The sequence below is a fragment of the Bacillus sp. FSL R5-0397 genome (genome assembly GCF_038593395.1).
Classification (GTDB): domain Bacteria; phylum Bacillota; class Bacilli; order Bacillales; family Bacillaceae; genus Bacillus; species Bacillus altitudinis.
The window spans coordinates 1,742,028-1,767,740 of record NZ_CP151992.1; the positions used below are offsets into that span (position 1 = coordinate 1,742,028).

The following is a 25,713-nucleotide window of genomic DNA, read 5'->3' on the forward strand; positions in this document are numbered from 1 at the left end:
GATGTAAAAAAAATGAAATGAATTTGTCATCTCTTATTGTATATTGTAAGAAGGGGGTGTTCTTTTGTCAGATTTGAATTACTTTTTAGCGTTTGGAGCAGGGTTTCTTTCTTTTATCTCACCGTGCTGTCTGCCACTTTATCCAGCCTTTTTATCCTATATTACGGGCGTTAGTATAGATGAAGTGAAATCTGAGAAGGTGATGCTGAGAAGGAGAAGTCTTCTTCATACATTATTCTTTTTAATTGGATTCTCTCTCATTTTTATTGCCATTGGATTTGGGACATCGTTTGTTGGGAAGTTTTTCATTGAATATCAAGATGCGATTCGTCAAATTGGTGCCATTCTCATTATTTTCTTTGGCTTTATGATTCTTGGTGTATTTCAGCCTTCTTTTTTAATGGGAGAAAAGAGGTTGCAGTTTAAAAATCGTCCAGCCGGTTTTTTTGGATCGATTCTCATCGGAATGGGTTTTGCTGCTGGTTGGACACCATGTACCGGCCCGATTTTATCAGCTGTCATCACACTTGCCAGCAACAAGCCAGAGTCCGCTGTGACCTACATGATTGCGTATGTATTAGGTTTTGCTATCCCATTTTTTGTTCTTTCCTTTTTCATCACAAAAATGGCTTGGATCAGAAAGCGTCAGCAGCTCATTATGAGAATTGGCGGAGTTATTATGATCGTGGTAGGGATTTTGCTGTTCTTTGATCTTATGACTTGGATTATCATTATGGTCTCGTCCCTGCTTGGTGGATTTAGAGGTTTTTGAAATCGTTTTCTACAGTCGCGGCGAATGGTTTTTTTTCGTCAATTGGAGTATATTATACATAGGCTGACCTTAAAGAATAAAGGAATGATTTGATATGATGATCATAATTTCTTCTATAGTGGCGGTATGTATGGCGGTAGCCGTCATGTTTATTCGCATTAAATCATCTGCAAAACCTGCAACCGCGAAAAAAATTATATTACCTCCTATCTTTATGAGCACTGGTGCACTGATGTTTTTTGTGCCAATGTTTCAAGTAACTGGAGCTGAATTTTTAGAGGCGATTACTGTAGGGATGTTTTTCTCTATCTTTTTAATTAAAACATCGAAATTTGAAATTAGAGGCAATGAAATCTATTTGAAGCGTTCAAAAGCATTTGTGTTTATTCTCATTGGGCTTCTTGTCCTTCGTATCGGAATGAAGACGATTTTAAGCTCTTCCATTGATTATGGTGCGCTTAGCGGGATGTTTTGGATTCTAGCCTTTGGCATGATTGTCCCTTGGCGTGTTGCGATGTATTTGTCGTTTAGAAAGATGTCTAAACAATTAGATGTGCAGCAGGCCCAAATAAATTAAACCTCCTTTTTAAAAAGGAGGTTATTTTAATAAAGATTCATATGGTGAATGGTCGATCTTTTTTTCTTGAAGGCGCTTTAGTAGAAATTTATGATCCCGCTTCGGTGTAGCGATAATATAGCCGCGAATGATTAAGTCTAAATTAATGCTGGCCGCTTGTTCTTTAAGTGCCAGCTCGCCAATTTTACCGGCGATTTTTTCTTTGGCGACATCTCTAAACAGCTCTGGAACCGGTAATACTAGCTCATTTAATAGCTGTTTGTCTTCATCGCGCCATAGGTGCAGGCTCTTTTGAATATATTCATCCTGCCAATCAAGCTCTGATTTCCCGTCTTCTTTCGGCAATCGTTTTAAAAACTTGCGAAACATAAAAAAGCCACCGATTGCTAGTAATCCAATCATCACTGTACCCCAAAATAAAATGAACCACAAAAACCAGCCGCTTAACATGTTCTCACTCCCTATATCCCTTCTCTCTCTATTCTATTTTACATGAAGGGAAGGTAGAAGAAAATAACAAAAATGTATGTGTTTTTTCTCTATAAACGCCTTTTTTGATCAAGAGGCGCCCATTTACTAGAATGACCCAAACCATTTAGTAGAAAAGGAATACATTATTGTATAGCGACTCTACTATTTGGCCATGGTGGTTCGCACAAGGTATTGACTTGAAACGAACGGAAGAGAGCCCGCCTGTATACAGGCGGGCTCTTAATGTTTGAAGTGTGGCATTTGAAAGGAAAATGCTCCGTCTTGACGATGGGCATCCTTTTTGATTTTGATTGATATGATTCTGTTTTCGTAATCTGTATCAATGTCTTTGTCATTCAAATAAAAAGGGAGCATGACACTTTTTTCAATCGGCTGTTCTCTTTCATCAATCAAATAAGCGAGGATGAGCTCACATCCGGAAAAGGTCAGTTTTAAATCAGTGATCGATAGGGTGGAGAGGTCGATCTCAATAATATAATCACGGCTCGTTTCATAAAGATCTATTGGGAGCTGTTCGTCATACCATGCAAAAGGATCGTCCATTAATACATTCAGCCAATCATCTATTTCAAGAAAATCAGAGGAATTCACTTGCTTTTCATTCTCCATAAACACTCCTCCATCACATCTCATAATAAATCATATGATAAAAGCTGAAATGTGTGAAAGACCTAAAACATCCCGTTTGGTCACGGGCTTAAGAGAGAATGTTTACATGTCATGATGTGAATTGTGCTTTTGTCTTGTATGGTTGCGATTTTTCACTTTTTTACTGCCTGATAGTGGCTCAGGCTGCCCGCCTTGATGCTCTTTAGGAGAGTTTTGACGTATGTCTTTCCCTGTGTTTTTGTTCGTCATCATTTCTCACTCCTTTCTTATTGGTTTTTTTTACGCTTTTTATTGTTTTGCTTTTGTTCTTCTGTTAAAACGAGCTGATCATTTTCTATATAACCTGCACCATTTCCTTGGCTTTTGGCTGCGTTCATGCCGTCAATGACATGATTTGCTTTTCTTTTTGTCATGTTCTATCACCTCAGCATTAGTATGAACCCGTGCTGCTCAGTTTATGAAGAGTAATCATTTCCTCATGATAAGCTAAACTTATTGAATTTAATAAAAGCATTGTTATTTACTTATGTATGAATTTGTTTTAAGATGAAATTGTGAGAAAATTGTGGTGAAATACGACGATTTTTCTGAGAATTGAAATTGATCTTGATCATCAAAAGGGGGATTTTGGACATGTCGAAACAGCAGCAAGTCGCTAAACAAGACGCTTTTCAATCTAGAAAAACGTTTTCGACAAATGGGAAAACGTATCACTATTATTCGTTAGAAGCACTAGAGAAACAAGGAATCGGAAATGTTTCGAAGCTGCCTTATTCCATTAAGGTACTTTTAGAATCAGTGCTTCGCCAAGTAGACGGTAGAGTGATCAAGAAGGAACACGTTGAAAACTTGGCAAAATGGGGAACTGCCGAGGTAAAAGAAATTGATGTTCCATTTAAACCTTCTCGTGTTATTTTACAAGACTTCACGGGTGTGCCAGCTGTCGTTGACCTTGCTTCTTTAAGAAAAGCAATGGCAGATGTGGGCGGAGACCCAGATAAAATCAACCCTGAAATTCCAGTTGACCTGGTCATTGACCACTCTGTACAAGTCGATAAAGCTGGAACTGAAGATGCATTAAACATTAACATGGATTTAGAATTCGAACGTAACGCAGAGCGTTATAACTTCCTTAGCTGGGCAAAGAAAGCGTTTAACAATTATCAAGCTGTTCCGCCTGCAACAGGGATCGTTCACCAAGTGAACTTAGAGTATCTTGCAAGTGTTGTTCATGCAATCGAAGAAGATGGCGAGATCATCACTTACCCAGATACATTAGTTGGTACTGACTCACATACAACAATGATTAACGGTATCGGTGTACTTGGATGGGGCGTTGGCGGTATCGAAGCAGAAGCTGGTATGCTTGGTCAGCCTTCTTACTTCCCAGTGCCAGAAGTCATTGGGGCTAAATTAGTTGGAGAGCTTCCAAACGGAACAACTGCAACTGACCTTGCCTTAAAAGTGACACAAGTTCTTCGTGAAAAAGGCGTAGTGAACAAGTTCGTCGAGTTCTTCGGACCTGGTGTTGCACAATTGCCGTTAGCAGATCGTGCAACAATTGCAAACATGGCGCCTGAATACGGTGCTACTTGCGGATTCTTCCCAGTAGATGAGGAAGCTCTTGCTTACCTTCGCCTTACTGGACGTGATGAAGAGCAAATTAATATCGTTGAAGAATATTCTCGCGCAAATGGCTTATTCTATACGCCAGATGCAGAAGAGCCAATTTTTACAGATGTTGTGGAAATTGATCTTTCTCAAATTGAGTCAAACTTATCTGGTCCTAAACGTCCACAAGATTTGATTCCACTTTCTCAAATGAAAGAGACGTTCCATAAACACATCGAAAGCCCAGCTGGTAACCAAGGGTTTGGCTTAGAAAAATCAGAGCTAGATAAACAAATCGAATTTGATCTAGCAAATGGTGAAAAAGCTGTGATGAAGACAGGTGCGATTGCGATTGCAGCGATTACGAGCTGTACGAATACATCGAACCCATACGTCTTAATCGGAGCAGGTCTTGTTGCGAAGAAAGCAAGTGAGCTTGGCATGAAGGTGCCAAACTACGTGAAAACGTCACTAGCACCGGGTTCTAAAGTTGTAACAGGGTACCTTGTAAATTCGGGACTTCTTCCATATTTAAGAGACCTCGGATTTAACATCGTTGGGTATGGCTGTACAACTTGTATCGGAAACTCAGGACCGCTTGCACAAGAAATTGAGGATGCTGTCTCTGAAAATGATCTGCTGATCACTTCTGTTTTATCAGGTAACCGTAACTTTGAAGGACGTATCCATCCGCTTGTGAAAGGAAACTACCTTGCATCTCCACCATTAGTTGTGGCGTATGCACTTGCTGGTACGGTCAATATTGATTTAACAAAAGACCCTATCGGTGTGGATAAAAATGGTGAGAACGTTTATTTCAATGACATTTGGCCATCAATGGACGAAATCAACAGTGTTGTGAAAAGCACAGTTACACCTGAACTCTTCCGTTCAGAGTATGAAACTGTATTTGACAGCAATGACCGTTGGAATGAAATTAAAACGACGGACGATGCATTGTATAAATGGGATGAAGATTCCACATACATTGCAAACCCGCCATTCTTCGAAAACTTATCAGTTGAACCTGGTAAAGTTGAACCGCTTAAAGGATTGCGCGTCGTGGCGAAGTTCGGTGATTCTGTCACAACAGACCATATTTCTCCTGCTGGAGCGATTGGTAAAGACACACCTGCAGGTAAATACTTGCAAGAAAGAGGCGTATCGCCTAGAGACTTTAACTCATACGGATCTCGCCGTGGTAACCACCATGTTATGATGAGAGGTACTTTTGCAAACATCCGTATTAAAAACCAAATCGCACCAGGAACAGAAGGCGGGTATACAACGTACTGGCCAACTGGTGAAGTGACATCCATTTATGATGCATGCATGCGTTATAAAGAAGATGGAACTGGTCTTGCGATCTTAGCAGGTAAAGATTACGGAATGGGCTCTTCTCGTGACTGGGCTGCAAAAGGAACAAATCTTCTTGGAATTAAATTCGTTCTAGCGGAAAGCTTTGAGCGTATCCACAGAAGTAACCTTGTCTTCATGGGTGTACTTCCTTTACAGTTTAAAGACGGTGAAAGTGCAGAAACTTATGGACTAACAGGAACAGAAACATTCGAAGTAGATGTTGATGAAACAGTTCGTCCGCGTGATCTTGTCACTGTAAAAGCAATTGATACAGATGGCAACGAGAAAACATTTGAAGTAATTGTTCGCTTTGACAGTGAAGTCGAAATTGACTACTACCGTCATGGTGGTATCCTTCAAATGGTATTGCGTGAAAAATTGGCAAGCAACTAATAAAGCAAAGAAGAGAAGGCGCTTAGACAGCTTTCTCTTCTTTTTTAACATAGTGGAGGATCAATCATGTGGAAAAAAGGAATGGCAAGCGCTGTTTTACTTGTGTTGATTGGTTTACTTGCATGGAATGTATTCGGACCAAAAGAACCTGCCATCGGTCTTGAAACAGGGGACAAAGCCCCTGATTTTGAGCTCAAAACCCTTGATGGCAAAACGGCATCGTTATCTGATTATCGAGGGAAAAAAGTACTCCTCAATTTTTGGGCGACATGGTGTAAACCTTGCCGAACAGAAATGCCAGATCTAGATGCAATTAGAAGTGAAAATGACCAAGTTGAGGTACTAGCGGTGAATTTGACGAACACTGAAAAGAGTGTGGATCACGTCGCCTCATTTATTGATGAACTTAAGGTCAGTTTTCCTGTTTTATTAGATCAAAAAGGTATTCAAGCGAGATATCAGGTACTTTCCTATCCGACGACATACATACTAGATGAAAAAGGGCGTATCCTGTCTGTAAAGCATCAAATGCTCACAAAAAAAGAAATTGAAAAAGAGCTGGATCTATAATGATTCAGCTCTTTTTGCTTATTTTCTAAATGTTTTGGCGAAAATGGTATGAACAGAGTGGAGGTGGTGATAGACATGAGAAGAAGAAAGCGCCGTACATTTGAAGAACTTGTGCTTGAAAATAAAAAAGAATTATTAAGCAATGAGGAATTTTTAAACCAGCTTGAAGAAAAGTTGGAAGAGCGATTTAGACAGAAATAAGTTATGATTTGTCCTTTTTCGTTCATCCTAAAGAAGAGGGAGGGATGAATGATGGGTAGAGAGCATGATAAACAAGCGCAGTTTACACCAGACCATTTAGGGACAAAACCTGTAGCATACAAACGAAATAAAGGCAAAAAGATGCATAATAAATCGAATGAACAGCCTGATGTGATACAGACGAAGGGCGAATAATAGGAGGGAAGCATGATGAATGACAAGTCATATCAATCCAATCCAGATGATCGTTCTGACAATGTTGAGAAGCTGCAGGATATGATCGAAAACACACTTGAAAATATTGATGAATCTGAAGCAGCAATGGGTCTTTCAACAGAGGAAGAAAAGAAGATGATCAAGCAAAAAAATGAAAACCGTAGAACAAGTATTGACGCAATGCGTTCTGAAATAAAGGACGAGGAAGCAGCAAGAAAGAGCGGTTACACTGAATAAACCAGGGATTCCTGGTTTATTTTATTGCCTCTTTTTAGAAGAACCATTTGGAATGTGGTAAAATGTCAGAGACGTTAGGTTTTGATAGGAGAGCGATGAAAACGTGTATGTATCTAAAAAAGAAATAGAAGTCCGTTATGCAGAAACAGATCAAATGGGCATTGTGTATCATGCCAACTATTTAATTTGGATGGAAGTCGGCAGAACAGCGTTAATTAAAGAATTAGGCTTTTCCTATGCCCAGTTAGAGGCAGACGGTGTCCTTGCACCTGTTGTTGATCTTCAGGTTCAATATAAGAAACCACTACTGTACGGTGAAACGGCTACAGTTCACACATGGATTGAAGAATATAACGGCGTGAAAACAGTGTATGGCTATGAAATACAAAAACCTGATGGACAAACGGCTATTACAGGGACCACCTCACATATTTGTGTGGACAAAGAAACCTTTAGACCGATTCAATTTAGAAAAGCTTTCCCTGCATGGCACAGCGTATACGAACAGTCCAAGAAGCAGGTTTGATTCATGGCCTTTGGAATTAAAAGAAGAGATTTGAATGCTTGGAAATCAGCTGTTCGGCAAGGGAAGGTGGCCTTTTTGACACACTATTGGCTTGATGACCGTTTTCCGCATGCGAATACTGTCACAAAGGCAGCCTGTCAGGATATGGAGCAATTAATCGCTTGGGGACAAAAGCATGGATTAAAGAAAGAATGGATCCATGTTCGCGAAGGTTTTCCTCATTTTGATCTCATCGGTGATTCGCAAAAACGGATTTTGCAAAAAGAGCGGTCATTAGGAAACATTCAGGAGTATGGACTTTATATTGAGTGATAAACAAAAAAGATACCCGAGGGATGAGGTATCTTTTTTGTTTATTCATAATGAAATTCTGGTTCTTTCACGGACTCGTTATAATCAATATGCAGATCATGGTTGTCAAAATACCAAATATCACTTTCTTCCACGAAGAAAGTAATGCCTTCTACTTCAGCGGTTGCGCCGGCATTTTGAGGTTCATCTTTTGCGACGCCGAGAGAAAAGCCTTTTTGTACATTACTGCACCCGCCATATCTGACAAAAAAGCGAACATGATCACCTTTTTCTAAATCCAGTTCATTCTTGTACCAATTGAGTGCATCATCTTTTATCGTTAATTTCAATGTGATCGCCCCTTTTTGAAGTCATGCTGTTTTAAATGCAGGATGCAAAAACAGCTTTTCTTTACTTTTACCACATATTTAAATTGATGAAACGGCTAAAGCCATTTGATTTTCGGTTCAGTTTTGTTGAGAATTCGTTTGAGGTTGGCGATGTGTCTGAAGATCACAAAGCCAGCAAGAACAGCAACAACAATAATTAAAAATAGATCTTGGGTGAATATGCTGTAAATGAATGTGTAGATCCCAGTCAGCATAGATGATAATGAAACATATTTACTAATGTATAAAAATAAGAAAAAAGCAGCGATCATCGTGATAAATAAGAACGGGGCATAAAATAACAGCACGCCGCCTGATGTAGCGACCGCTTTTCCCCCTTTAAATTTTGCAAAGACAGGAAAGCTGTGACCGATAACAGCAGCAACTCCTGCTAATAAGGGATGAATGTCCAGTTGCATGAAAAACGGTAAAGCCGAAGCAAGAGTCCCCTTTAAAATATCAGCTGTGATAACGATGGACCCTGCTTTCACACCTAGTGTACGGAATGCATTCGTCGCACCTAGGTTCCCGCTGCCATGTTCACGGATATCGATTCCCTTTGCAGCTTTCCCGACAATGAGACCTGATGGAATACTGCCGAGAAGATAAGCCAAAATAAACATCAAAGCAATTAACATCTGCATAACTCCTTTATATTCTCCCTCTTGTCTTACATTTTAACATGATCTTATGAAAAACATGGCGATCTTTTTTTGAAAAAAACGATGGCCGATGAATTCAGCTTTGTTTTTAACAAGAAATTCGCTAAAATAGAAGAAAAGGAGTGTCTGGATGAATCATCCTTCAAAACAAGAAATTGGGCGTATATTAAAAAGCAGTAAGCGAATTGCAGTTGTAGGTTTGTCAGATCAGCCGCACCGAACGTCCTATATGGTTTCAAAAGCCATGCAAGATGCCGGTTATGACATCATTCCTGTCAATCCAACGATTGATGAAGCACTTGGGGTAAAAGCGGTCGCCTCTTTAAAAGACATAAAAGAGCCTGTTGATATCGTCAATGTCTTTAGACGTTCTGAGTTTTTGCCTGAGGTGGCGAAAGAATTTCTTGAAATAGACGCACCTGTTTTTTGGGCGCAGCAAGGCGTATATCATGAAGAGGCAAAAAGGCTGATTGAGGAAAATGGCAAGGTCGCCATCATGGACTTATGTATCAAAGTGGCTCATGCGATGACAAAAACTCATTAAATCGTCAAAAATCCTTGGTTTTTCAAGGATTTTTGCTTTTTTGTTGCAGAAATATATTTGCGATTCTAGAAGAAAGCGATAAAATAAGGCGACAGGGACCTATCGGTGACCTTGCATATCGAGAAAAAGAGCGATAAGATAAATATAGAACATTTGTTCTGTTTTGCTAAAACCATCATATGATTGCATTTGGCTTATGAAACAGTCTTGTTTATAATGGACTTCTAGTTCTGATTGCAGAATGTAGAACATTCTCATAACCGTGCAAAAGAGCATGTATCGCTGAATCACACATGCATGGTGATGATGCAGCTTATTAAAGTGGACAGTAATGAGCAGCATGATCATCATTAAAATCTAGAGAGATCATTGATGATTAGCCGGTTATGTTTGTTAGTGAAAGGGGATTAAGCATTTGGTTAAAAAGCAGCAAGTAGATTATAACGATGATTCTATTCAGGTGCTAGAGGGGCTTGAAGCGGTCCGTAAACGCCCAGGGATGTATATTGGATCGACGGATTCACGAGGTCTTCATCACCTTGTCTATGAGATTGTAGACAACTCTGTCGATGAAGTGCTCGCTGGCCATGGAGATCATATCATTGTCAAAATACATAAAGATAACAGCATTTCCGTCCAAGATAAAGGACGCGGAATGCCTACTGGTATGCATAAGCTTGGAAAACCGACACCAGAAATCATTTTAACGGTCCTGCACGCAGGCGGAAAATTTGGTCAAGGTGGTTATAAAACAAGTGGTGGACTTCACGGGGTTGGGGCGTCCGTTGTGAACGCACTTTCAGAGTGGCTCACCGTGACGATAGAACGCGATGGATTTATTTATCACCAGCGCTTTGAACATGGCGGCAAGCCAGTCACATCACTTGAAAAAATCGGGAAAACGAAAAAGACCGGTACACTGATTCATTTTAAGCCAGATCCAACGATGTTCAGTGTCACTACCTATAATTTTGATACATTATCAGAGCGTTTAAGAGAATCAGCCTTTTTATTAAAAGGGCTAAAAATAGAGCTGATTGATGAGCGCCATGATGTGCAGGAAACCTTTTATTATGAGACAGGTATTGAAGCGTTCGTTGCTTATTTAAACGAGGAAAAGGATGTACTTAGTGAAGTCGTTTCGTTTGAAGGCGAACATCAGTCCATTGAAGTCGATTTTGCCTTTCAATTTAACGACGGATATTCAGAAAATATTTTGTCGTTCGTCAATAACGTAAGAACCAAAGATGGTGGTACGCATGAGTCTGGTGCAAAAACGGCCATGACGAGAGCCTTTAATGAATATGCACGCAAAGTGACCCTTTTAAAAGAAAAAGACAAAAATTTAGAAGGTACGGATATTCGTGAAGGTCTGTCAGCTGTTATTTCTGTCAGAATTCCTGAAGAACTTCTTCAATTTGAAGGACAAACAAAAGGAAAGCTTGGAACGAGTGAGGCAAGGTCAGCTGTTGATGCCGTGATTTCTGAAAAATTGGCTTATTTTCTTGAAGAAAACCGCGAAACGGCGACACTGCTTGTGAAAAAAGCGATTAAAGCGCAGCAGGCAAGAGAAGCGGCTAGAAAAGCAAGAGAAGAAGCAAGGAGCGGCAAGAAACGGAAAAAATCTGAAGCAACACTCAGCGGAAAATTAACACCTGCTCAATCTAGAAACCCGGCAAGAAACGAACTGTATCTAGTAGAGGGCGACTCAGCGGGTGGATCAGCCAAGCAAGGACGTGATCGAAAATTCCAAGCGGTGCTGCCGCTTCGAGGAAAGGTCATTAATACAGAGAAAGCAAAGCTTGCGGATATTTTCAAAAACGAAGAAATCAACACCATAATCCATGCTATTGGCGGCGGGGTTGGTGTCGATTTTAATGTAGAAGACATCAATTATGACAAAATTGTCATTATGACAGATGCTGATACAGATGGAGCGCATATTCAGGTTCTATTGCTTACATTCTTCTACCGCTATATGAAGCCGCTCATTGAGCATGGCAAAGTGTTCATTGCCCTTCCGCCTTTATATAAAGTCAGCAAAGGCTCAGGGAAGAAAGAAGTCATTGAATATGCTTGGTCTGATGAAGAAATGGATGACGTACTAAAGAAAGTTGGAAAAGGATATACGATTCAGCGCTATAAAGGTTTAGGTGAAATGAATGCCGACCAGCTATGGGAAACGACAATGAATCCAGAGTCGAGAACGCTTGTCAGGGTGAAGATCGATGATGCTGCACGGGTGGAGCGCCGCGTCACGACACTGATGGGTGACAAAGTAGAACCACGCCGTAAATGGATTGAAAAGAATGTCGCCTTTGGACTTGATGAGGAAAGCAACATTCTTGAAAATGAAAACTTGTCGCTAGCTGAGGAGGTTTAAACATGGCACAACAAGAACGATTTCATGATTTACCGTTAGAAGAAGTGATTGGGGACCGTTTTGGTCGCTATAGTAAATATATTATCCAAGATCGTGCACTTCCAGATGCACGTGATGGATTAAAGCCTGTACAACGAAGAATTTTATATGCGATGTATGCAGAAGGAAATACACAAGATAAAAACTTCCGTAAAGCTGCCAAAACAGTCGGTAACGTAATTGGTAACTACCATCCGCATGGTGATTCTTCAGTTTATGAAGCAATGGTGAGAATGAGCCAGGAATGGAAAGTGCGAAATGTACTGATTGAGATGCATGGAAATAACGGGAGTATCGACGGAGATCCTCCTGCTGCCATGCGTTATACGGAAGCAAGGCTTTCTGCAATTGCATCAGAGCTTTTAAAAGACCTCGACAAGGAGACAGTCGAATTTGTCACGAACTTTGATGATACAAGCAAAGAGCCTGTTGTCTTACCAGCGATGTTTCCCAACCTTCTTGTGAACGGGTCAACAGGGATTTCAGCCGGTTATGCGACTGATATTCCGCCGCACCACCTAGGAGAAGTGATTGATGGCGTGATTAAGCGAATTGAACAGCCGCATTGTACGGTTGAAGATTTAATGACAGTCATCAAAGGGCCTGATTTCCCAACAGGCGGGATCATTCAAGGTGTGGATGGTATTAAGAAGGCATATGAAACAGGAAAAGGAAAGATTATGATTCGCGGAAAAGCGGAGATTGAAACCATCCGCGGTGGACGCCAGCAAATCGTGATCACAGAAATTCCTTATGAAGTGAATAAGGCCAATCTTGTCAAAAAGATGGACGAGTTCCGCATTGAAAGAAAAGTAGAAGGAATCTCTGAAGTTCGGGATGAGACGGATCGTACCGGCCTTCGGATTGTTGTAGAGCTGAAAAAAGAAGCGGATGCGAATGGTGTCTTGAATTTCTTATATAAAAATTCTGATCTGCAAATCCCATATAACTTTAATATGGTCGCGATACATAACAGAAGACCGACTTTAATGACGCTTACAACTGTACTAGACGCTTACATTGCTCATCAAAAAGAAGTGATGACGAACCGCTCAGCATACGAGCTTCGAAAAGCAAAAGAACGTCATCATATTGTAGATGGGTTAATTAAAGCTCTTTCCATTTTAGATGAAGTCATTGCGACGATTCGCTCGTCTAATGATAAACGTGATGCGAAAAACAATTTGATGGAAAAATATGATTTTACAGAAGCACAATCAGAAGCGATTGTTTCTCTCCAGTTATATCGTTTAACAAATACAGATATCACTCAACTAAGAGACGAAGCAAGAGAGCTTGACGTGCGAATTGCAGAGCTTGAAGACATTTTAGCGAATGAGAAGAAGCTGTTTAAAGTCATTACGAACAACTTGAAGAAGTTGAAAAAGACGTATGCTGATGAAAGACGATCCGTCATTGAGGAAAAAATTGAAGAAATTAAGATTAACCTTGAAGTGATGATCGCATCAGAGGACGTGTACGTCACAGTCACAAAGGATGGATACATCAAACGGACGAGCCAGCGCTCCTATGCTGCATCAAACGGTAAGGACTTCGGTATGAAGGATACAGACCGACTGATTCACCAGTTTGAAATGAATACAACAGATGTTCTTCTGCTATTTACGAATAGAGGGAGCTACATTTACTGTCCAGTTCATCAGTTGCCAGATATACGCTGGAAAGACATGGGGCAGCACATTACGAATATTATTTCGATTGATCGCGATGAAACCATTCAAAAAGCGATCCCAATTAAAGAATTCGATGAATCATCGTATCTCCTGTTCTTTACAAAAGGCGGTATGGTGAAGAAAACAGAGCTTCTCCAATATAAAGCGCAGCGTTATTCAAAACCGCTTGTCGCCTTGAATTTAAAAGGTGATGATGAACTTGTAGATGTTCATGTCACAACAGGTCAGCAAGAATTGTTTATTGCAACGAAAAATGGCTATGGATTATGGTTTGATGAAGAAGAAGTGAGTGTGGTCGGTCCGAGAGCGGCTGGTGTGAAAGGCATCAATTTGAAGGACGGAGACGAGGTGGTCTCTGGACAAATCATTGATCCGAAGAACAATGTGCTTGTTCTTACGACACAAAGAGGTGCTGTGAAGCGGATGAACCTCTCTGAATTTGATAAGACATCAAGAGCAAAACGTGGAGTGATCATGCTAAGAGAATTAAAGAAAAACCCTCACAGAATTGTTGCTGTGATTGCTGCTTCTCTGCACGATACACTTGAGATTGATACGGAAAAGGGTGCCACGATCCCGCTCGATATTTCAACACTAAGGGCAAATGATCGTTATAGCAATGGATCGTTTATTTTAGATGAGGAAGAGCAGGGAGAAGTAACTCAAGTTCTTTTATCACCTGCTGCATCTGACCAAGATGACAATAAATAAGCAAAACGAAAACCCCCTGCGTAAGGCAGGGGGTTTTTTATGATGAGGTCAATTTAACTCTCGTGATTGCCAAACATGCTTGTGATGGCATGCACTACTTCAATTCCTTGGTAAACGAAAAGAGAAAGTGAAGTGACAGAGAATAGACCTAGAATGAATACTCTTAAGAAAAATAACATCGTGTAAAACCTCCCAATTTTTGTTTGATTTAAATGGTTGGGTTAACACGAGCTACTCGGAAATTCGAAGACTGGTAGAACACTGCAAGTAAATGCTTCTTTTTCCGGTCAAATCGATCAGTATAAGTGATGCGTGCAAATCCAGCTGCCATACTGCCAATGACTAGCAGTGCTGTAAATGCCGCAAATACTGCGTTCACATGTTTTTGTTTCTTTTCATCGCCTGCTGTCTGAACGATTTTCATTTCATGTGATTCTTGATCAGCAACCACCTTTGCATGATGGTATACCTGAACGGAATGAGGCATTGAGAACAAATGAAAACTTGCAAGTGCTATGAATAAAACTGCTAATTTTAACAGCATATTTTTTTTCATTTTTCTCACCCCTTCCTGTTTATTTTCATGATCTTACCACGTTTTCAGTTATTTGAAAAGTCTTATTTTTTTACTTTCCCTCTTTAAAAAAGCGATAAACATCAAGACATCTATAGGACTGTTTCACTTCGTGAAAGGTTTCAATTTTATTTATTAAATTTAAAAAAAGTACCGAGATCAAAGATCTGGCACTTTTCAAAAAGAATGTATTGATGTCGGTTTTGCAACAGCTTTTGTAAAGATTCCTGCAATACAAATGGCAAACAGAACAAAAATAAACGCATGAAGTAGTCCGACTTGATTGGCGAGCAGTCCTAAAACAGGGGGCCCTGATAGAGAAGCTGTATACCCAGATAAAGTGACGATACTGACACGTTTGACAGCATAGCGGCTATCATCACCAGCTGCTGAAATGGTCAGCGGGAAGCCTAAGGACGCGCCAAGTCCCCATAAAAAGATAGATATCATACACACGACGAGTGAAATCTTTAAAATCACCAAGAATAGTCCGGCGGCAGCAGATAAGATCGCGACTCTTAGCAAAAGCACCCTGCCAAAGCGATCAATGAACCGTCCGCTCAGTAGTCTGCCACTAATCATCCCGCACAAAAATAATGCATAGATGACCGTACTCATTGAATGAGAAACCTGATAGCCATCAACCATTGCTAGTGGAATCCAATCATTTGCAGAACCCTCTACAAATGCGAGACATAAGGCAATCATCGCTAATGAGATCGTCCGTTTGTTCAGCCATGATGTTTGAGAAGCCTCAACTGATTCTGTCTGCGTCTTATCCGGATCTTTTCCTGTCCCGTGCGGAATAAACCGTGTACAAATCAGGATGCTGAGAAAGAAAAGGAGTGCAATGGTGAGAAGGTGAATGAGGACAGACACACCTAAATAAATAAAGAGAATTCCGGCACCTGCACCAATTAACGTTCCAATACTGAAAGAAGCATGCAAAATCGGCAGGATCGTTCTATTGATCTGATACTCAATCTCCGTTCCTTCTAAGTTCATGGCTACATTGCACATGCCTGAGCCTGAACCAAAAAGAAAAAGACCAGCAGTGACAATCAGCGTAGAAGAGAGGGCGGCGCCGATTGCAAGGGTTGAGAAACCAATAAACATCAAAAAAGCGCTGACCACAATCGCCAGTCGGCCGCCTTTTTTGCGAACGAATACATTGGAAAGAATCAGCCCGACAATGGAACCTACAGATAAGCCGAGTAAAATGAGTCCCATTGTGCCTGTATCTGTTTGCAATAAATCTCTCACTTCTGGTGTTCTTGAAAACCAAGTGGAGATGGAGATCCCAGACATCGTAAAAATAACAATAATCGCTTTATACCACTTTAATTTCATCTAATCCCTCATATCTATGTAGTCATACAGAACAAATCTACTCGATTATAAAGGAGACTTCTTGATTCGTAAATAACATGAGGGAGGATCATCATGAAGAAAATATTCCAACTTCATCATTCTTTGATAGAATAAAGACAAAAGGGGCGATACATATGTCATATCGAATAGGTATTTTAAAGGGAGACGGGATTGGACCGGAAATTGTTGATTCTAGTATGCGTATTTTAAAGACAGCGTTGTCACAGTTCAATGAACCATTTGTGGAATTTGTAGAGTGTCCTATCGGTGCTGAAGCCATTCATTCTCATCAAGATCCAGTGCCAGCTTCTACTATAGCCGCCTTGAAAAAATGCCATGGCTGGATATTAGGACCTCATGATTCAGCTTCATATCCTGATCAATTGAAAGAAAGAAGAAATCCAAGTGGAGAACTGCGTCATACATTTGATTTATTTGCAAATATTCGTCCATCGCAATCGCTGCCAGGTGTGAAAAGCGTTGCCAGTGGCGTCGACCTTGTCATTTTTCGAGAAAATACAGAAGGCTTTTATCCAGACCGGAATATGTATCAGGGGACAGGAGAGTGGATGATTACACCAGATGTCGCCATATCTACAGGTGTGTTTACAAAAAAAGCAATTACCCGTATTGCCCACGCAGCTTTTCAACGTGCAGTGGAGAGGAGGGGGAAAGTCACCATTGTTCATAAAGCGAACGTGATCAAATTAGGATCTGGCTTGTTTTTACGAACATGTCAAGAGGTAGCGAAAGCATATCCACAAGTGGAGGTTGAGGATATTCATATTGATGCGATGGCTGCTCATTTAGTGAGACGTGCAGGTGATTTTGATGTGATTGTGACAGAAAATATGTTTGGCGACATTTTATCTGATCTTGCAGGGGAACTAGTCGGCAGTTTAGGAATGGCACCCTCATTAAATTGCAACGAAAATCAAGCGATGGCACAGGCGGCACATGGTTCAGCACCTGATATAGCTGGTCAAAATACCGCCAATCCAATGGGCATGATTCTTTCTACAGTGATGCTTTGTAACTGGCTGCATGTGAAATATCAAGATGAAAGGTTAAAACAGACAGCCAGTCTGATCGAACATACTCTTGATGAGACCTTAAAAAAGAACTTGAAAACGAAGGATTTAGGAGGAAATGAGACGACAACACAATTCACCGAGGCATTCATTCAAACGATGAATGAAGTTTCAATAAAAGGGAGATGAACATGAAAACAGAAAAAGAAAAGATGATCAAGGGAGAATACTATCACCCAAATGATCACACATTGATGGCAGATCGAGCAAAAGCGCGACAATTGACATTTGCCTATCAGCAAACAAATGAGCCATCACAGAGAAAGGCCATTTTAAAGGAGCTTTTAGGCGCTTGCGGAGATGATGTGGTATTTGAAGGCAGAATACAATGTGATTATGGATACAATATCGAGGTTGGTGAGCATTTTTTTGCAAATTTTGATGCTGTGTTATTAGATGTTTGCAAGATTACAATTGGAGATCATTGTTTGTTAGGTCCGAATGTACATATATACACAGCTGGACATCCGTTAAATCCAGAAGAACGTCAAACAGGTATTGAATTCGGCAAACCAGTCACAATTGGACATCATGTGTGGATTGGCGGCGGCGCCATTATCAATCCAGGTGTGACAATCGGAGATCATGCTGTCATTGCATCAGGATCTGTTGTGACAAAAGATGTTCCGGCAAATGTGATTGTTGGCGGGAATCCTGCAAAAATCTTAAAACATTTAGAGGAATGAAAATCTGACGAATCAACCGTTGGATTTTCATTTTTTGTTTTATCTCAATAAGATAAGTATACTTAATAATGAGACAAAGAAAATTCAATTGTTATTTAACTTCCTAGAATATATATTATGTAAACTAGATATTAATTAATGCAAAAAAGAGAACCTTTGACTTGATCCTCTTTATTATTAGATTTTATATTCAATTGACTCAAAAGCAGCATTATTTTCCAGTCTCAGCAAACTGTTTCAAAAATAGGTCATAAAGGTTTTTGGGGTAATTCCATTATTTGAATCTCCATCCCCCATGAAGTTGTATTCAATCTTTCTACCGCCATATTGCAAAAATGCCGCCCCTTCTACAATTGACTGTTCGTGAACCCCAAAGTATCTTTTTAAACTATCGTCCTCAAACTGCATCCGTCCTGGCCGGAACAAGACTTCAAAACCCAAAATATGAGTGAAGAATTCAACTGCTACTTCGATATCGGGTACTACAAATCCTGAATGCTCGATTGTGCCTTGGAAAATTGTATTTTTCATATCGCTAAACCCCTTTGATTTTTTGGAAGTAAATGATTCATAATAAAGTGGTATTTAAAGCAGCTATATCACACGAGCACCAATTAGGTTCAATACAAGTCAAGTGCACTACTGCAAGATTTAGAACAACAATACCTGTGCCTTGAAATACTATAATATTCTTTTGTGATTTCTGAATCTTTTTTGAATATCCATTAATTTACATGTTCCATCTGAACAATCATCATCGAGCGACGACTCTAATTTATGCTCTTCAACCTTACGATTCGCGTACTCTTCTTTCCATACCTGTTGTAATGTTTCTAAAAACACTTCGCTAGGTTGTGCTCCTGAGATGACATATTTATCATTCACAACGTAAAAGGGAACGCCCTGAATCCCAATTTTAGATCCCTCGGCTCTATCAGCTGCGATATTCTCGCTATATTGATCATTTGATAAAACATCCAAAGCTTCGTTGCCATCAAGACCTATTTCACTTGTAAGTTGAGCAAGTGTTGCGTGATCACCGATATCTAGTGAATCTGTGAAATGAGCTTTCAAAATACGCTCCATAAACTCCCGAATCTTCCCTTTCTCTTTTGCATAATAAGAAAGACGAAGTGCATCATATGAATTCGTAGGAATCATTGTATCAAATTGATAATCTAAACCAACCTCTTTTGCTTTCTGTTTCAATTGATTGTTCAGTACTTTTGCTTTTTCATATGGGACACCATGCTTAGAGGATAATACTTGATGGATATCCATTCCTGTATTTTTTTTCGCATATGGATCTAATTGAAAATGTCGAAATACGACTTCTACCTCTTCTTTATGTTCAAACTGTTCTAACCCTATTTCAAATTGACGTTTGCCAATATAACAAAACGGGCAAACAAAATCAGACCAAATTTCTACTTTCATCATATGTTCCCCCTTTATGATTTTGATGAATGTATTTTGTCTATTCTTCTTTATTACGCTTTTGAACGTGCGAGGTGGGATGATGTTAATTAAAATCTTTTTAACTAATCCCACCAATGCTTTTTTTAAAACGTTCGTGCTACCGCTTTTGCTTTTTCAATTGTTGAAGTAACAATTTCTTCTTCTCTAGTTGGATCATAGTCAATACCTTCAACAAAAATCGTTGGTTCCACTTCAATTCCAACAAACTTTAGCGCACCTCTTACGTAAGAATCGGAATGTTCCATTCCAATTGCCTGCGAATAAAATCCTCCCATACCATGAATATGGATTGCTTTTTTCCCTTTCATCAATCCTTCTGGACCTTCTGAAGTATATTTAAACGTTTTTCCAGCACTCATGATTGTATCAAAATAGGCTTTTAATAAAGGTTGAATTCCTAAATTCCACATTGAAGACTGAATGATGTATTTATCTGCTTCCATAAATTGCTTTGTGAATGCATTCACTGCTTCTATTTTTTGTGCTTCAACATCTGTTAGCACTTCCCCACTTCTTAACTTCTTTTGTCCAGTTAAAAAATCAGCATCGATTAATGGCACATTTGCATAATAGACATCTACTTCTATTATTTCATCTGTTGGATTTACTTCCTTATATTCATTGATAAATGCTCTAGCAACTTGCGTACTTCTTGATTGTTCCTCACTTTGAGGTGTTCCTTTAACAAATAATACTTTTGACATGATCATTTCCCCTTTATGATTTTGATTTTGAATACTTATAAAAAGAATTCACACGCAATATTTTGGTATGACTCTAAATGATTCCTATAATTTCTGCTGAATCAACAACCTCATACAAAAAGCTCATTTAATGATTATAAACAATGGGCATTTTTCCGATTAATTGGGGTTGCCTAGCAGCGTCATACATGAGTTTAGCGACATTTTCCCTAGATACGGACATTTTAGCTGGCTGATCGCCGAATGAATAACCGTAAGATTGCCCGTTGTATTTGATATTAGGATTAATGATTCGAACGACTGTCCAATCCAGGTTCGATTGTTTAATCAGTTCTCCTATCTTCTTCATTTCGGCATAACCATTTGGCATGAGAAGTTTAGGCAATATTCTTGGCAATATCGTCGATAAGCTTTTCTTATCGTCTTCAGATTGCAAGGCTGGCGTCGCGAGTGTAATCAACCTTTTTTTGGTGAACTTCTTCATCGCTTTGACAATTCGGTTATGTCCGTCGGCGATCGGTGTACCTTTTTGTTTTCGAGATAAATCAATGCCGGGACCTAAGGTGCTTATCACGACATCAGCTTCTGAAACTGCCGTTTCAATAGCTGAAGTGTTCGTTAGTTCACCCGTTACAATGCGTAAATTCGAATGCTTTTGCTTGATTTTCTCAGGGTTTCTAACATATACCGTAACGAAATCTCCGTTTTCTAATGCAAACTGTGTTAAAAGTTGACCGATTGCACCAGTTGCACCAAAAATAGTGATGTTCATGGTCGTCTATCTCCTTTTGTTATTCAAAATGATCACAATGATTTCCTTGATCAAAAATCTTTCGTAATAACATGTGTTATTTAAGCAACGCGCGTTGTATAATTGATGATAAGATGAAAAAGAATAATAAACAATAACCAAAATAGCCAATATGTAGTTTACGCAACACTTCTATATGTATTGTCGTTTTTAGACAAGATGATGAACCCTAAAAGGAGAAGAAAAAATGATTATGCCAAAAAAAGATCCGAGAATCCTTCGTACAAGACAGTTGATTGTAGACTCTTTTCTTTCGTTAGCTAGTGAAAAAGATTTCAACCATATAACGGTACGTGATATCACAGAAAAGGCTACTATTAACCGCGCTACATTTTATGCGCACTTTGACGATAAATTTGATTTGTTACATTCTACAATCACCAATACATTTACAGACAAATTGAAAAAAAGACTCAATGATCACGATGGATTCAATGAAAAAGTCATTGCAAATATTTTTCTAGCCATGTGTGATCACCATAAAGAGATAAGCGACCTATGTCCCAAAGGTTATCATTCTTTAGGAACTATTATCGAAAGTAAAATTAAAGAGGAGTTACAGAAACTAATAGCTGATCTTATGCTAAAAGGAACTAACAACATCATCGAATTAGAGGATAAACAAATGGTAACAACCCTATCTACTATGCTAAGTTGGGGGATATACGGAGCTGCATACACATGGAATAAGGATGGAAGACTTATTTCATCAGAAGAGCTAGTGACTAAGACACTGCCTATCTTTAGAAATGGTATGAGTCAGTATTATTTTTAATGAAAATGATGTTAACAATCTGCTTGAGCCGGCAGTGCTATAAAAAATATTAAAAAAACACAGAAATGGTATGGATTTAAATAATGGGGTATTTGGAGGAGTGCAAGAGGTCAATTAGGCAGGCTCGATTTGTTGTTGCTTAAATGACTGGTGATAAAGAGTCTGCTGAAACGTGTAGCACTAAAGTTATAAAGCTTTACTTTAAATAGTGGGATTCTTATACGGCTATTGTTTATCAGATCATACAATGGATCTACATTTACCTTCTTGTACAAGTCTATCCTTTGTCTAAATCTCACCTCTTTCAAATTTCAAAACTTCTACGACCTTCTCAATAAATTAAATCGGTCGTAGAAGATGGGCCTTATTTGTTGTACTGTAAATCAAATAATCTGGGATATTTCTTTTAAAAATTGCTTTCTCTTTTCATCTGTTGTTAAGTTCACTCTAGAAAAATGAATCCATTTCGTGGATTCATTTTTCAATCCCAAATCAGCTAGCGTTCTGTCAATGAAAACGCTTTGAATAGCATTTCCAGCTTCAGATTCTATATACTCTTTATCTGTAGTTGATGTTGAGATAACGGTTGTTTTTTTTATATTTGTCAATAAACCTTTCAAAGTACCAGTGTTTTGATCTTCAATGAATGCGAAACCGCTTAACATCACTTTATCAATAAATCCTTTTAACATAGCAGGTAAGTCCCACCACCAGACTGGGAATATAAATACCAATTCTGTTGACTGTTTTAATTTTTCTTGATAATCCTTCACTAATGAATAAGGCGTTTCTCCTTTATGAAAATGCTTTAATTCTTCAGCTGTAAAAACAGGATTAAATCCATCTTTATATAAATCGATTACTTGAAACGGTTCTCTCTTTGTTTCTAATTTTTCTGTTATGGAAGTCAAAATGGCATGATTATAGCTTCCATCCCAAGGATGTGCATAGACAATCGTTTTCATTATTCATTCACCCTTTTTCTGAGTTTTGCATCATTTTTTGATGTACATTCATTTTATTGTATGCTATAACATACTACAAGTACGGTAATCAAAGTGCGATACTAACCCAAAGGAGAGTATAAAATGAATGAGGAGTCCTTCCAGACGAAAGCTGAGCTAAAAGATACTGGTTTTGGGTATACTTTGTCATTAATTGGTGGGAAATATAAAATGCCAGTTCTGTATGCTTTATATTCAAACGATGGTCCTGTTCGCTATAATCAGCTGAAACGTAAGCTCGGAACGATTTCTTTTAAAACATTAACCAATACACTAAAAGAGCTTGAAGCGGATCACTTAATTCATCGTAAAGAATATCCCCAAGTGCCTCCAAAAGTAGAATATAGTTTATCTGAAAAGGGGTTATCACTGATGCCTGTATTAGATGAGATATGTTATTGGGGAGAGGAACAAATGAAAAATAATTAGGTAGAGTGGAAAGAAAGCTACTACGGTTTAAACATGCTTTTTAAAGTAGCTTTCTTCTCATCTTATATCAATCTGATTGCCTCATTTTGTTGATGTGCTAACTCCATTCTTCTGCCAGATAGAGAGCGTTCTTCTTATCTATATCATCATCAGGCCAATTGTGAATCAGTTGACGTAATCTAACTGCAACGGTCTTACAAACATCTTTCTACCAGAGTCCTAAGGTTATTTTGATTTAATCCCTGCCCCACAAAGAGGTATGATAATGGTTTCTTCTGATTCCTTTTGATATTTCATGTAGCCAGCAAAATTGATGGCAGATGTCACTTCGACATAAAATCCTTTCTCACTCAGTTTAGAGCGTGCATGTATAATTTCTTCTTCTTCAATATCAATAAACGTACCATTCGTCTTGTATACAGCTTCTAAAATTTGTTTGGAGCGAGCCGGGGCAGCAATAGCGATCCCTTCTGCTACGGTCCCTTTATTTGTGACAGGTGATGCTGATTCTTCTTCATTTTGATAGGCTTTCACAAGGGGTGCGCAGTTCTTTGCTTGTACGGCAATAATTTTCGGTATTTTATGAATGAGACCATTTTCGAATAACTCTCTAAAGCCATAATATGCACCGAGCAGCAGAGTGCCGTTTCCAACCGGAATGATTAAAGCATCCGGTGCTCCTTTTAGTTGCTCATAGATTTCATAGGCGTATGTTTTTGTACCTTCGAAAAAATAAGGGTTATAGACATGGCTTGCATAAAAAACGTTTTCTTCGTCTACTGCCTTTTGGGCCGCAGCTGCAATGTCCTCTCGTGTACCATGAATTTCTTTAATCGTTGCTCCGTGGGCTTTTATTTGAGCGACTTTTTTAGGTGATGTTTGATCACTTAGATAGATGTCACAGGCAATACCACAACGCGCCGCATACGCAGCAATTGCCGTTCCTGCATTCCCGCTGCTATCAGCAATGACTTTTGTTACCCCTAATTCCTTAGCTTTTGTCATTAACACAGCTGCTCCACGGTCTTTAAATGATAGTGTCGGCATCATATACTCAACTTTTACATAAGTGTTTGGCTCATTAGAATCGAGAACGATTAAAGGAGATTGGCCCTCGCCCATTGTCACAGTTTCCCACGTCTTAGAATCTTTTGGAAATGGCATGGTTTCAACATAACGCCATAATGAATTTGGATAGTGATCCCAAGCTGTGACGTCTATTTTCGGGGTATCTTTCACTAGATTTAATACTCCACCACAATCACATTTCCATAGAGTTGGTGTCATCTCATATTTTTCCCCGCAATGGTTACAAATTAATTGATTCATTCTTCATCTGCCCCTTTGAATATTTTTTTATATAAAATATAATTTTTTATATAGGGTGGTCAAAAAAATATTCTAAATATATGCAATGGCATCCATTTCAATTTTGAAACCAAAATGTAATTCATTCGTTGGTACAATCGTACGAGCTGGTTTATGTTCACCGAAAAATTCGGTATAAACCGCATCTACTTTGTCCCATAATTCAATATCTGAAATGTATAATGTCATGCGCAAAATCTTTTCTTTTTGACTTCCAGCAGCCTCTACAATCATCTCTACATTCTTAAGCGCTTGTAATGTCTCTTTTTCAATGGGGCCGAACTCTTTTTCTGTCGTTTCAGGATTGATGGCAAATTGTCCCGACACATAGACCGTGTTTTGATGAATGGTTGCGAATGCATAGTGTCCGTTTGATTTTAGATTTCCTACCTCGAGTATGCTTTCCATGTTGACACTCCTTACCTCGATTTATTTTTGATTTCATCCAAATAGCTATAGACGGTTACTTTGGAAATACCTAACATAGATGCGACCTTCTCAACAGATCCTTTCATTAAAAAAATGCCCTTTTCATCCATAAATTTGATTAGTTCAATTTTTTCATGACGTTTCATGACTGGGTGAACACTGTTTTGAATGATTTGTTGAATCAATTGATCTACTATTTCTTCCACATTTCCAAGTTCATCATTTGATGTTGTTTCTTTCTCTTGAGCTTCCACCTGTGTAGTAAGAAAAGTATCCATAAATTGCTGCATTTGATTCAGTGCTTCAACATCAAAATTGATACAGAAAGCACCGATCACTTTTTGCTTTGAATCACGTATTAATGAAGTCGAAGAACGAATCGTACGCTTATCTTCTGTTACAAATGTATAACCAGCCAGATAATCTTCTTTAAAATCTTCTGATTGTAATACAGTCTTGACTAGATGATCAAATGATTGGCCGATTTCTCTTCCTGTCACATGGTTATTTACTGTAAACATGACAGATGCTTGAGGATTTGTTAAATCATGAATCACCACTTCACAATTTGGTCCAAACATTTTTGCAGTAGATTTTGCTAAAGGAATATAACTCTCTAATAACTTTTTAATATGTTCCATGCCTAAGCACCTCATTTTTTTATTCCACTAGATTATATAATTTTTTATATATAAAAACAATATATAGATTTATTT

The 25,713-nt window shown here is 38.9% G+C and carries 33 protein-coding genes; 16 read left to right on the forward strand and 17 right to left on the reverse strand.

Annotated features, from left to right (window positions below):
- Positions 1 to 64 precede the first annotated feature (64 nt).
- Both NSQ70_RS08775 and NSQ70_RS08780 read left to right on the forward strand, forming a co-directional pair.
- Positions 65 to 772, forward strand: coding sequence for a cytochrome c biogenesis protein CcdA (locus NSQ70_RS08775; protein ID WP_024719085.1), 708 nt, complete (start codon positions 65 to 67; stop codon positions 770 to 772).
- 94 nt (positions 773 to 866) lie between these two features.
- Positions 867 to 1,349: a cytochrome c biogenesis protein CcdC gene (locus tag NSQ70_RS08780; protein ID WP_039167726.1), complete on the forward strand. Its 483-nt coding sequence runs from the start codon at positions 867 to 869 to the stop codon at positions 1,347 to 1,349.
- A gap of 21 nt (positions 1,350 to 1,370) precedes the next feature.
- On the opposite strand, the gene NSQ70_RS08785 is transcribed toward NSQ70_RS08780, so the two are convergent.
- From NSQ70_RS08785 to sspO, 4 genes are all read right to left on the reverse strand, one after another.
- Entirely contained in the window at positions 1,371 to 1,799 is a 429-nt protein-coding gene (locus NSQ70_RS08785) for a DUF2621 domain-containing protein (RefSeq protein WP_007499335.1), read from the reverse strand.
- Positions 1,800 to 2,060: 261 nt separating this feature from the next.
- Positions 2,061 to 2,450: an Hsp20/alpha crystallin family protein gene (locus NSQ70_RS08790; protein ID WP_025207398.1), complete on the reverse strand. Its 390-nt coding sequence runs from the start codon at positions 2,448 to 2,450 to the stop codon at positions 2,061 to 2,063.
- Positions 2,451 to 2,552: 102 nt separating this feature from the next.
- Positions 2,553 to 2,699, reverse strand: a complete 147-nt coding sequence (locus tag NSQ70_RS08795) for a small acid-soluble spore protein P (protein WP_003211331.1) — start codon at positions 2,697 to 2,699, stop codon at positions 2,553 to 2,555.
- Positions 2,700 to 2,716: 17 nt separating this feature from the next.
- A complete protein-coding gene (sspO, locus tag NSQ70_RS08800; RefSeq protein ID WP_017359581.1) occupies positions 2,717 to 2,863 on the reverse strand; it encodes a small acid-soluble spore protein O in 147 nt (48 codons plus the stop codon).
- Positions 2,864 to 3,083: 220 nt separating this feature from the next.
- Between sspO and acnA the strand changes: the two genes are divergently transcribed.
- From acnA to NSQ70_RS08835, 7 genes are all read left to right on the forward strand, one after another.
- Positions 3,084 to 5,813, forward strand: coding sequence for an aconitate hydratase AcnA (gene acnA, locus NSQ70_RS08805; protein ID WP_024719082.1), 2,730 nt, complete (start codon positions 3,084 to 3,086; stop codon positions 5,811 to 5,813).
- Positions 5,814 to 5,879: 66 nt separating this feature from the next.
- Complete coding sequence (locus NSQ70_RS08810; protein ID WP_008343807.1) at positions 5,880 to 6,383, forward strand: TlpA disulfide reductase family protein; 504 nt, start codon at positions 5,880 to 5,882, stop codon at positions 6,381 to 6,383.
- A 75-nt stretch (positions 6,384 to 6,458) separates the two neighbouring features.
- On the forward strand, positions 6,459 to 6,584 hold the full coding sequence (locus NSQ70_RS08815) for an FbpB family small basic protein (RefSeq protein ID WP_003211002.1): 126 nt from the start codon (positions 6,459 to 6,461) through the stop codon (positions 6,582 to 6,584).
- A 51-nt stretch (positions 6,585 to 6,635) separates the two neighbouring features.
- Complete coding sequence (locus NSQ70_RS08820) at positions 6,636 to 6,779, forward strand: acid-soluble spore protein N (RefSeq protein WP_008357830.1); 144 nt, start codon at positions 6,636 to 6,638, stop codon at positions 6,777 to 6,779.
- 15 nt (positions 6,780 to 6,794) lie between these two features.
- On the forward strand, positions 6,795 to 7,037 hold the full coding sequence (gene tlp, locus NSQ70_RS08825; protein ID WP_138278564.1) for a small acid-soluble spore protein Tlp: 243 nt from the start codon (positions 6,795 to 6,797) through the stop codon (positions 7,035 to 7,037).
- A gap of 103 nt (positions 7,038 to 7,140) precedes the next feature.
- Entirely contained in the window at positions 7,141 to 7,563 is a 423-nt protein-coding gene (locus NSQ70_RS08830; protein WP_008343800.1) for a thioesterase family protein, read from the forward strand.
- A gap of 3 nt (positions 7,564 to 7,566) precedes the next feature.
- Positions 7,567 to 7,875, forward strand: coding sequence for a hypothetical protein (locus NSQ70_RS08835; protein ID WP_144678734.1), 309 nt, complete (start codon positions 7,567 to 7,569; stop codon positions 7,873 to 7,875).
- 41 nt (positions 7,876 to 7,916) lie between these two features.
- On the opposite strand, the gene NSQ70_RS08840 is transcribed toward NSQ70_RS08835, so the two are convergent.
- Both NSQ70_RS08840 and plsY read right to left on the reverse strand, forming a co-directional pair.
- Positions 7,917 to 8,204, reverse strand: coding sequence for a HesB/YadR/YfhF family protein (locus NSQ70_RS08840; protein ID WP_008343795.1), 288 nt, complete (start codon positions 8,202 to 8,204; stop codon positions 7,917 to 7,919).
- A gap of 95 nt (positions 8,205 to 8,299) precedes the next feature.
- On the reverse strand, positions 8,300 to 8,881 hold the full coding sequence (gene plsY / locus NSQ70_RS08845) for a glycerol-3-phosphate 1-O-acyltransferase PlsY (protein WP_008343794.1): 582 nt from the start codon (positions 8,879 to 8,881) through the stop codon (positions 8,300 to 8,302).
- A 154-nt stretch (positions 8,882 to 9,035) separates the two neighbouring features.
- On the opposite strand from plsY, the gene NSQ70_RS08850 reads away from it, so the two are divergent.
- The 3 genes from NSQ70_RS08850 to parC all read left to right on the forward strand — a co-directional run bounded on the left by NSQ70_RS08850 (position 9,036) and on the right by parC (position 14,276).
- A complete protein-coding gene (locus NSQ70_RS08850; protein WP_007499324.1) occupies positions 9,036 to 9,449 on the forward strand; it encodes a CoA-binding protein in 414 nt (137 codons plus the stop codon).
- A 415-nt stretch (positions 9,450 to 9,864) separates the two neighbouring features.
- On the forward strand, positions 9,865 to 11,832 hold the full coding sequence (gene parE, locus NSQ70_RS08855; protein WP_007499323.1) for a DNA topoisomerase IV subunit B: 1,968 nt from the start codon (positions 9,865 to 9,867) through the stop codon (positions 11,830 to 11,832).
- A gap of 2 nt (positions 11,833 to 11,834) precedes the next feature.
- Positions 11,835 to 14,276: a DNA topoisomerase IV subunit A gene (gene parC / locus NSQ70_RS08860; protein WP_342502561.1), complete on the forward strand. Its 2,442-nt coding sequence runs from the start codon at positions 11,835 to 11,837 to the stop codon at positions 14,274 to 14,276.
- Between the two features lie 53 nt (positions 14,277 to 14,329).
- Here parC and NSQ70_RS08865 read toward each other — a convergent pair whose 3' ends face one another.
- The 3 genes from NSQ70_RS08865 to NSQ70_RS08875 all read right to left on the reverse strand — a co-directional run bounded on the left by NSQ70_RS08865 (position 14,330) and on the right by NSQ70_RS08875 (position 16,200).
- Positions 14,330 to 14,455 carry a hypothetical protein gene (locus NSQ70_RS08865; protein ID WP_008343787.1) on the reverse strand — a complete coding sequence of 42 codons (126 nt, stop codon included), beginning with the start codon at positions 14,453 to 14,455 and terminating at the stop codon, positions 14,330 to 14,332.
- Positions 14,456 to 14,484: 29 nt separating this feature from the next.
- Positions 14,485 to 14,832, reverse strand: coding sequence for a hypothetical protein (locus NSQ70_RS08870; RefSeq protein ID WP_008343786.1), 348 nt, complete (start codon positions 14,830 to 14,832; stop codon positions 14,485 to 14,487).
- Between the two features lie 195 nt (positions 14,833 to 15,027).
- The gene (locus tag NSQ70_RS08875) at positions 15,028 to 16,200 is read right to left on the reverse strand and encodes an MFS transporter (RefSeq protein WP_342502562.1); all 1,173 of its coding nucleotides are present in this window, start codon (positions 16,198 to 16,200) and stop codon (positions 15,028 to 15,030) included.
- A gap of 77 nt (positions 16,201 to 16,277) precedes the next feature.
- Between NSQ70_RS08875 and NSQ70_RS08880 the strand changes: the two genes are divergently transcribed.
- Together NSQ70_RS08880 and NSQ70_RS08885 are read left to right on the forward strand one after the other, a co-directional pair.
- A complete protein-coding gene (locus NSQ70_RS08880) occupies positions 16,278 to 17,441 on the forward strand; it encodes an isocitrate/isopropylmalate dehydrogenase family protein (RefSeq protein ID WP_342502563.1) in 1,164 nt (387 codons plus the stop codon).
- A gap of 2 nt (positions 17,442 to 17,443) precedes the next feature.
- Positions 17,444 to 17,998, forward strand: coding sequence for a sugar O-acetyltransferase (locus NSQ70_RS08885; protein WP_326378384.1), 555 nt, complete (start codon positions 17,444 to 17,446; stop codon positions 17,996 to 17,998).
- Between the two features lie 237 nt (positions 17,999 to 18,235).
- Here the strand turns inward: NSQ70_RS08885 and NSQ70_RS08890 are convergent, their stop codons facing one another.
- The 4 genes from NSQ70_RS08890 to NSQ70_RS08905 form a co-directional block, all read right to left on the reverse strand.
- The gene (locus tag NSQ70_RS08890) at positions 18,236 to 18,529 is read right to left on the reverse strand and encodes a VOC family protein (RefSeq protein ID WP_342502564.1); all 294 of its coding nucleotides are present in this window, start codon (positions 18,527 to 18,529) and stop codon (positions 18,236 to 18,238) included.
- Between the two features lie 150 nt (positions 18,530 to 18,679).
- A complete protein-coding gene (locus NSQ70_RS08895) occupies positions 18,680 to 19,435 on the reverse strand; it encodes a DsbA family oxidoreductase (RefSeq protein WP_342502565.1) in 756 nt (251 codons plus the stop codon).
- A gap of 125 nt (positions 19,436 to 19,560) precedes the next feature.
- On the reverse strand, positions 19,561 to 20,181 hold the full coding sequence (locus tag NSQ70_RS08900; protein ID WP_326241983.1) for an NAD(P)H-dependent oxidoreductase: 621 nt from the start codon (positions 20,179 to 20,181) through the stop codon (positions 19,561 to 19,563).
- A gap of 127 nt (positions 20,182 to 20,308) precedes the next feature.
- Entirely contained in the window at positions 20,309 to 20,953 is a 645-nt protein-coding gene (locus NSQ70_RS08905) for an NAD(P)H-binding protein (RefSeq protein ID WP_113747409.1), read from the reverse strand.
- Positions 20,954 to 21,179: 226 nt separating this feature from the next.
- Here NSQ70_RS08905 and NSQ70_RS08910 point away from each other — a divergent pair, with 226 nt between their 5' ends.
- Positions 21,180 to 21,767, forward strand: coding sequence for a TetR/AcrR family transcriptional regulator (locus NSQ70_RS08910; RefSeq protein WP_243173138.1), 588 nt, complete (start codon positions 21,180 to 21,182; stop codon positions 21,765 to 21,767).
- A 383-nt stretch (positions 21,768 to 22,150) separates the two neighbouring features.
- On the opposite strand, the gene NSQ70_RS08915 is transcribed toward NSQ70_RS08910, so the two are convergent.
- Positions 22,151 to 22,732, reverse strand: coding sequence for an NAD(P)H-dependent oxidoreductase (locus NSQ70_RS08915; protein WP_249855751.1), 582 nt, complete (start codon positions 22,730 to 22,732; stop codon positions 22,151 to 22,153).
- A 123-nt stretch (positions 22,733 to 22,855) separates the two neighbouring features.
- On the opposite strand from NSQ70_RS08915, the gene NSQ70_RS08920 reads away from it, so the two are divergent.
- A complete protein-coding gene (locus NSQ70_RS08920; protein WP_017359567.1) occupies positions 22,856 to 23,200 on the forward strand; it encodes a helix-turn-helix domain-containing protein in 345 nt (114 codons plus the stop codon).
- A 225-nt stretch (positions 23,201 to 23,425) separates the two neighbouring features.
- Here NSQ70_RS08920 and NSQ70_RS08925 read toward each other — a convergent pair whose 3' ends face one another.
- The 3 genes from NSQ70_RS08925 to NSQ70_RS08935 form a co-directional block, all read right to left on the reverse strand.
- Entirely contained in the window at positions 23,426 to 24,529 is a 1,104-nt protein-coding gene (locus NSQ70_RS08925; RefSeq protein ID WP_249855750.1) for a threonine synthase, read from the reverse strand.
- 72 nt (positions 24,530 to 24,601) lie between these two features.
- A complete protein-coding gene (locus NSQ70_RS08930) occupies positions 24,602 to 24,976 on the reverse strand; it encodes a RidA family protein (protein WP_017367342.1) in 375 nt (124 codons plus the stop codon).
- Between the two features lie 11 nt (positions 24,977 to 24,987).
- Positions 24,988 to 25,638 (reverse strand): PAS domain-containing protein, encoded by a 651-nt coding sequence (locus tag NSQ70_RS08935; RefSeq protein WP_255835922.1) that lies wholly within the window; start codon positions 25,636 to 25,638, stop codon positions 24,988 to 24,990.
- Positions 25,639 to 25,713: the final 75 nt, after the last annotated feature.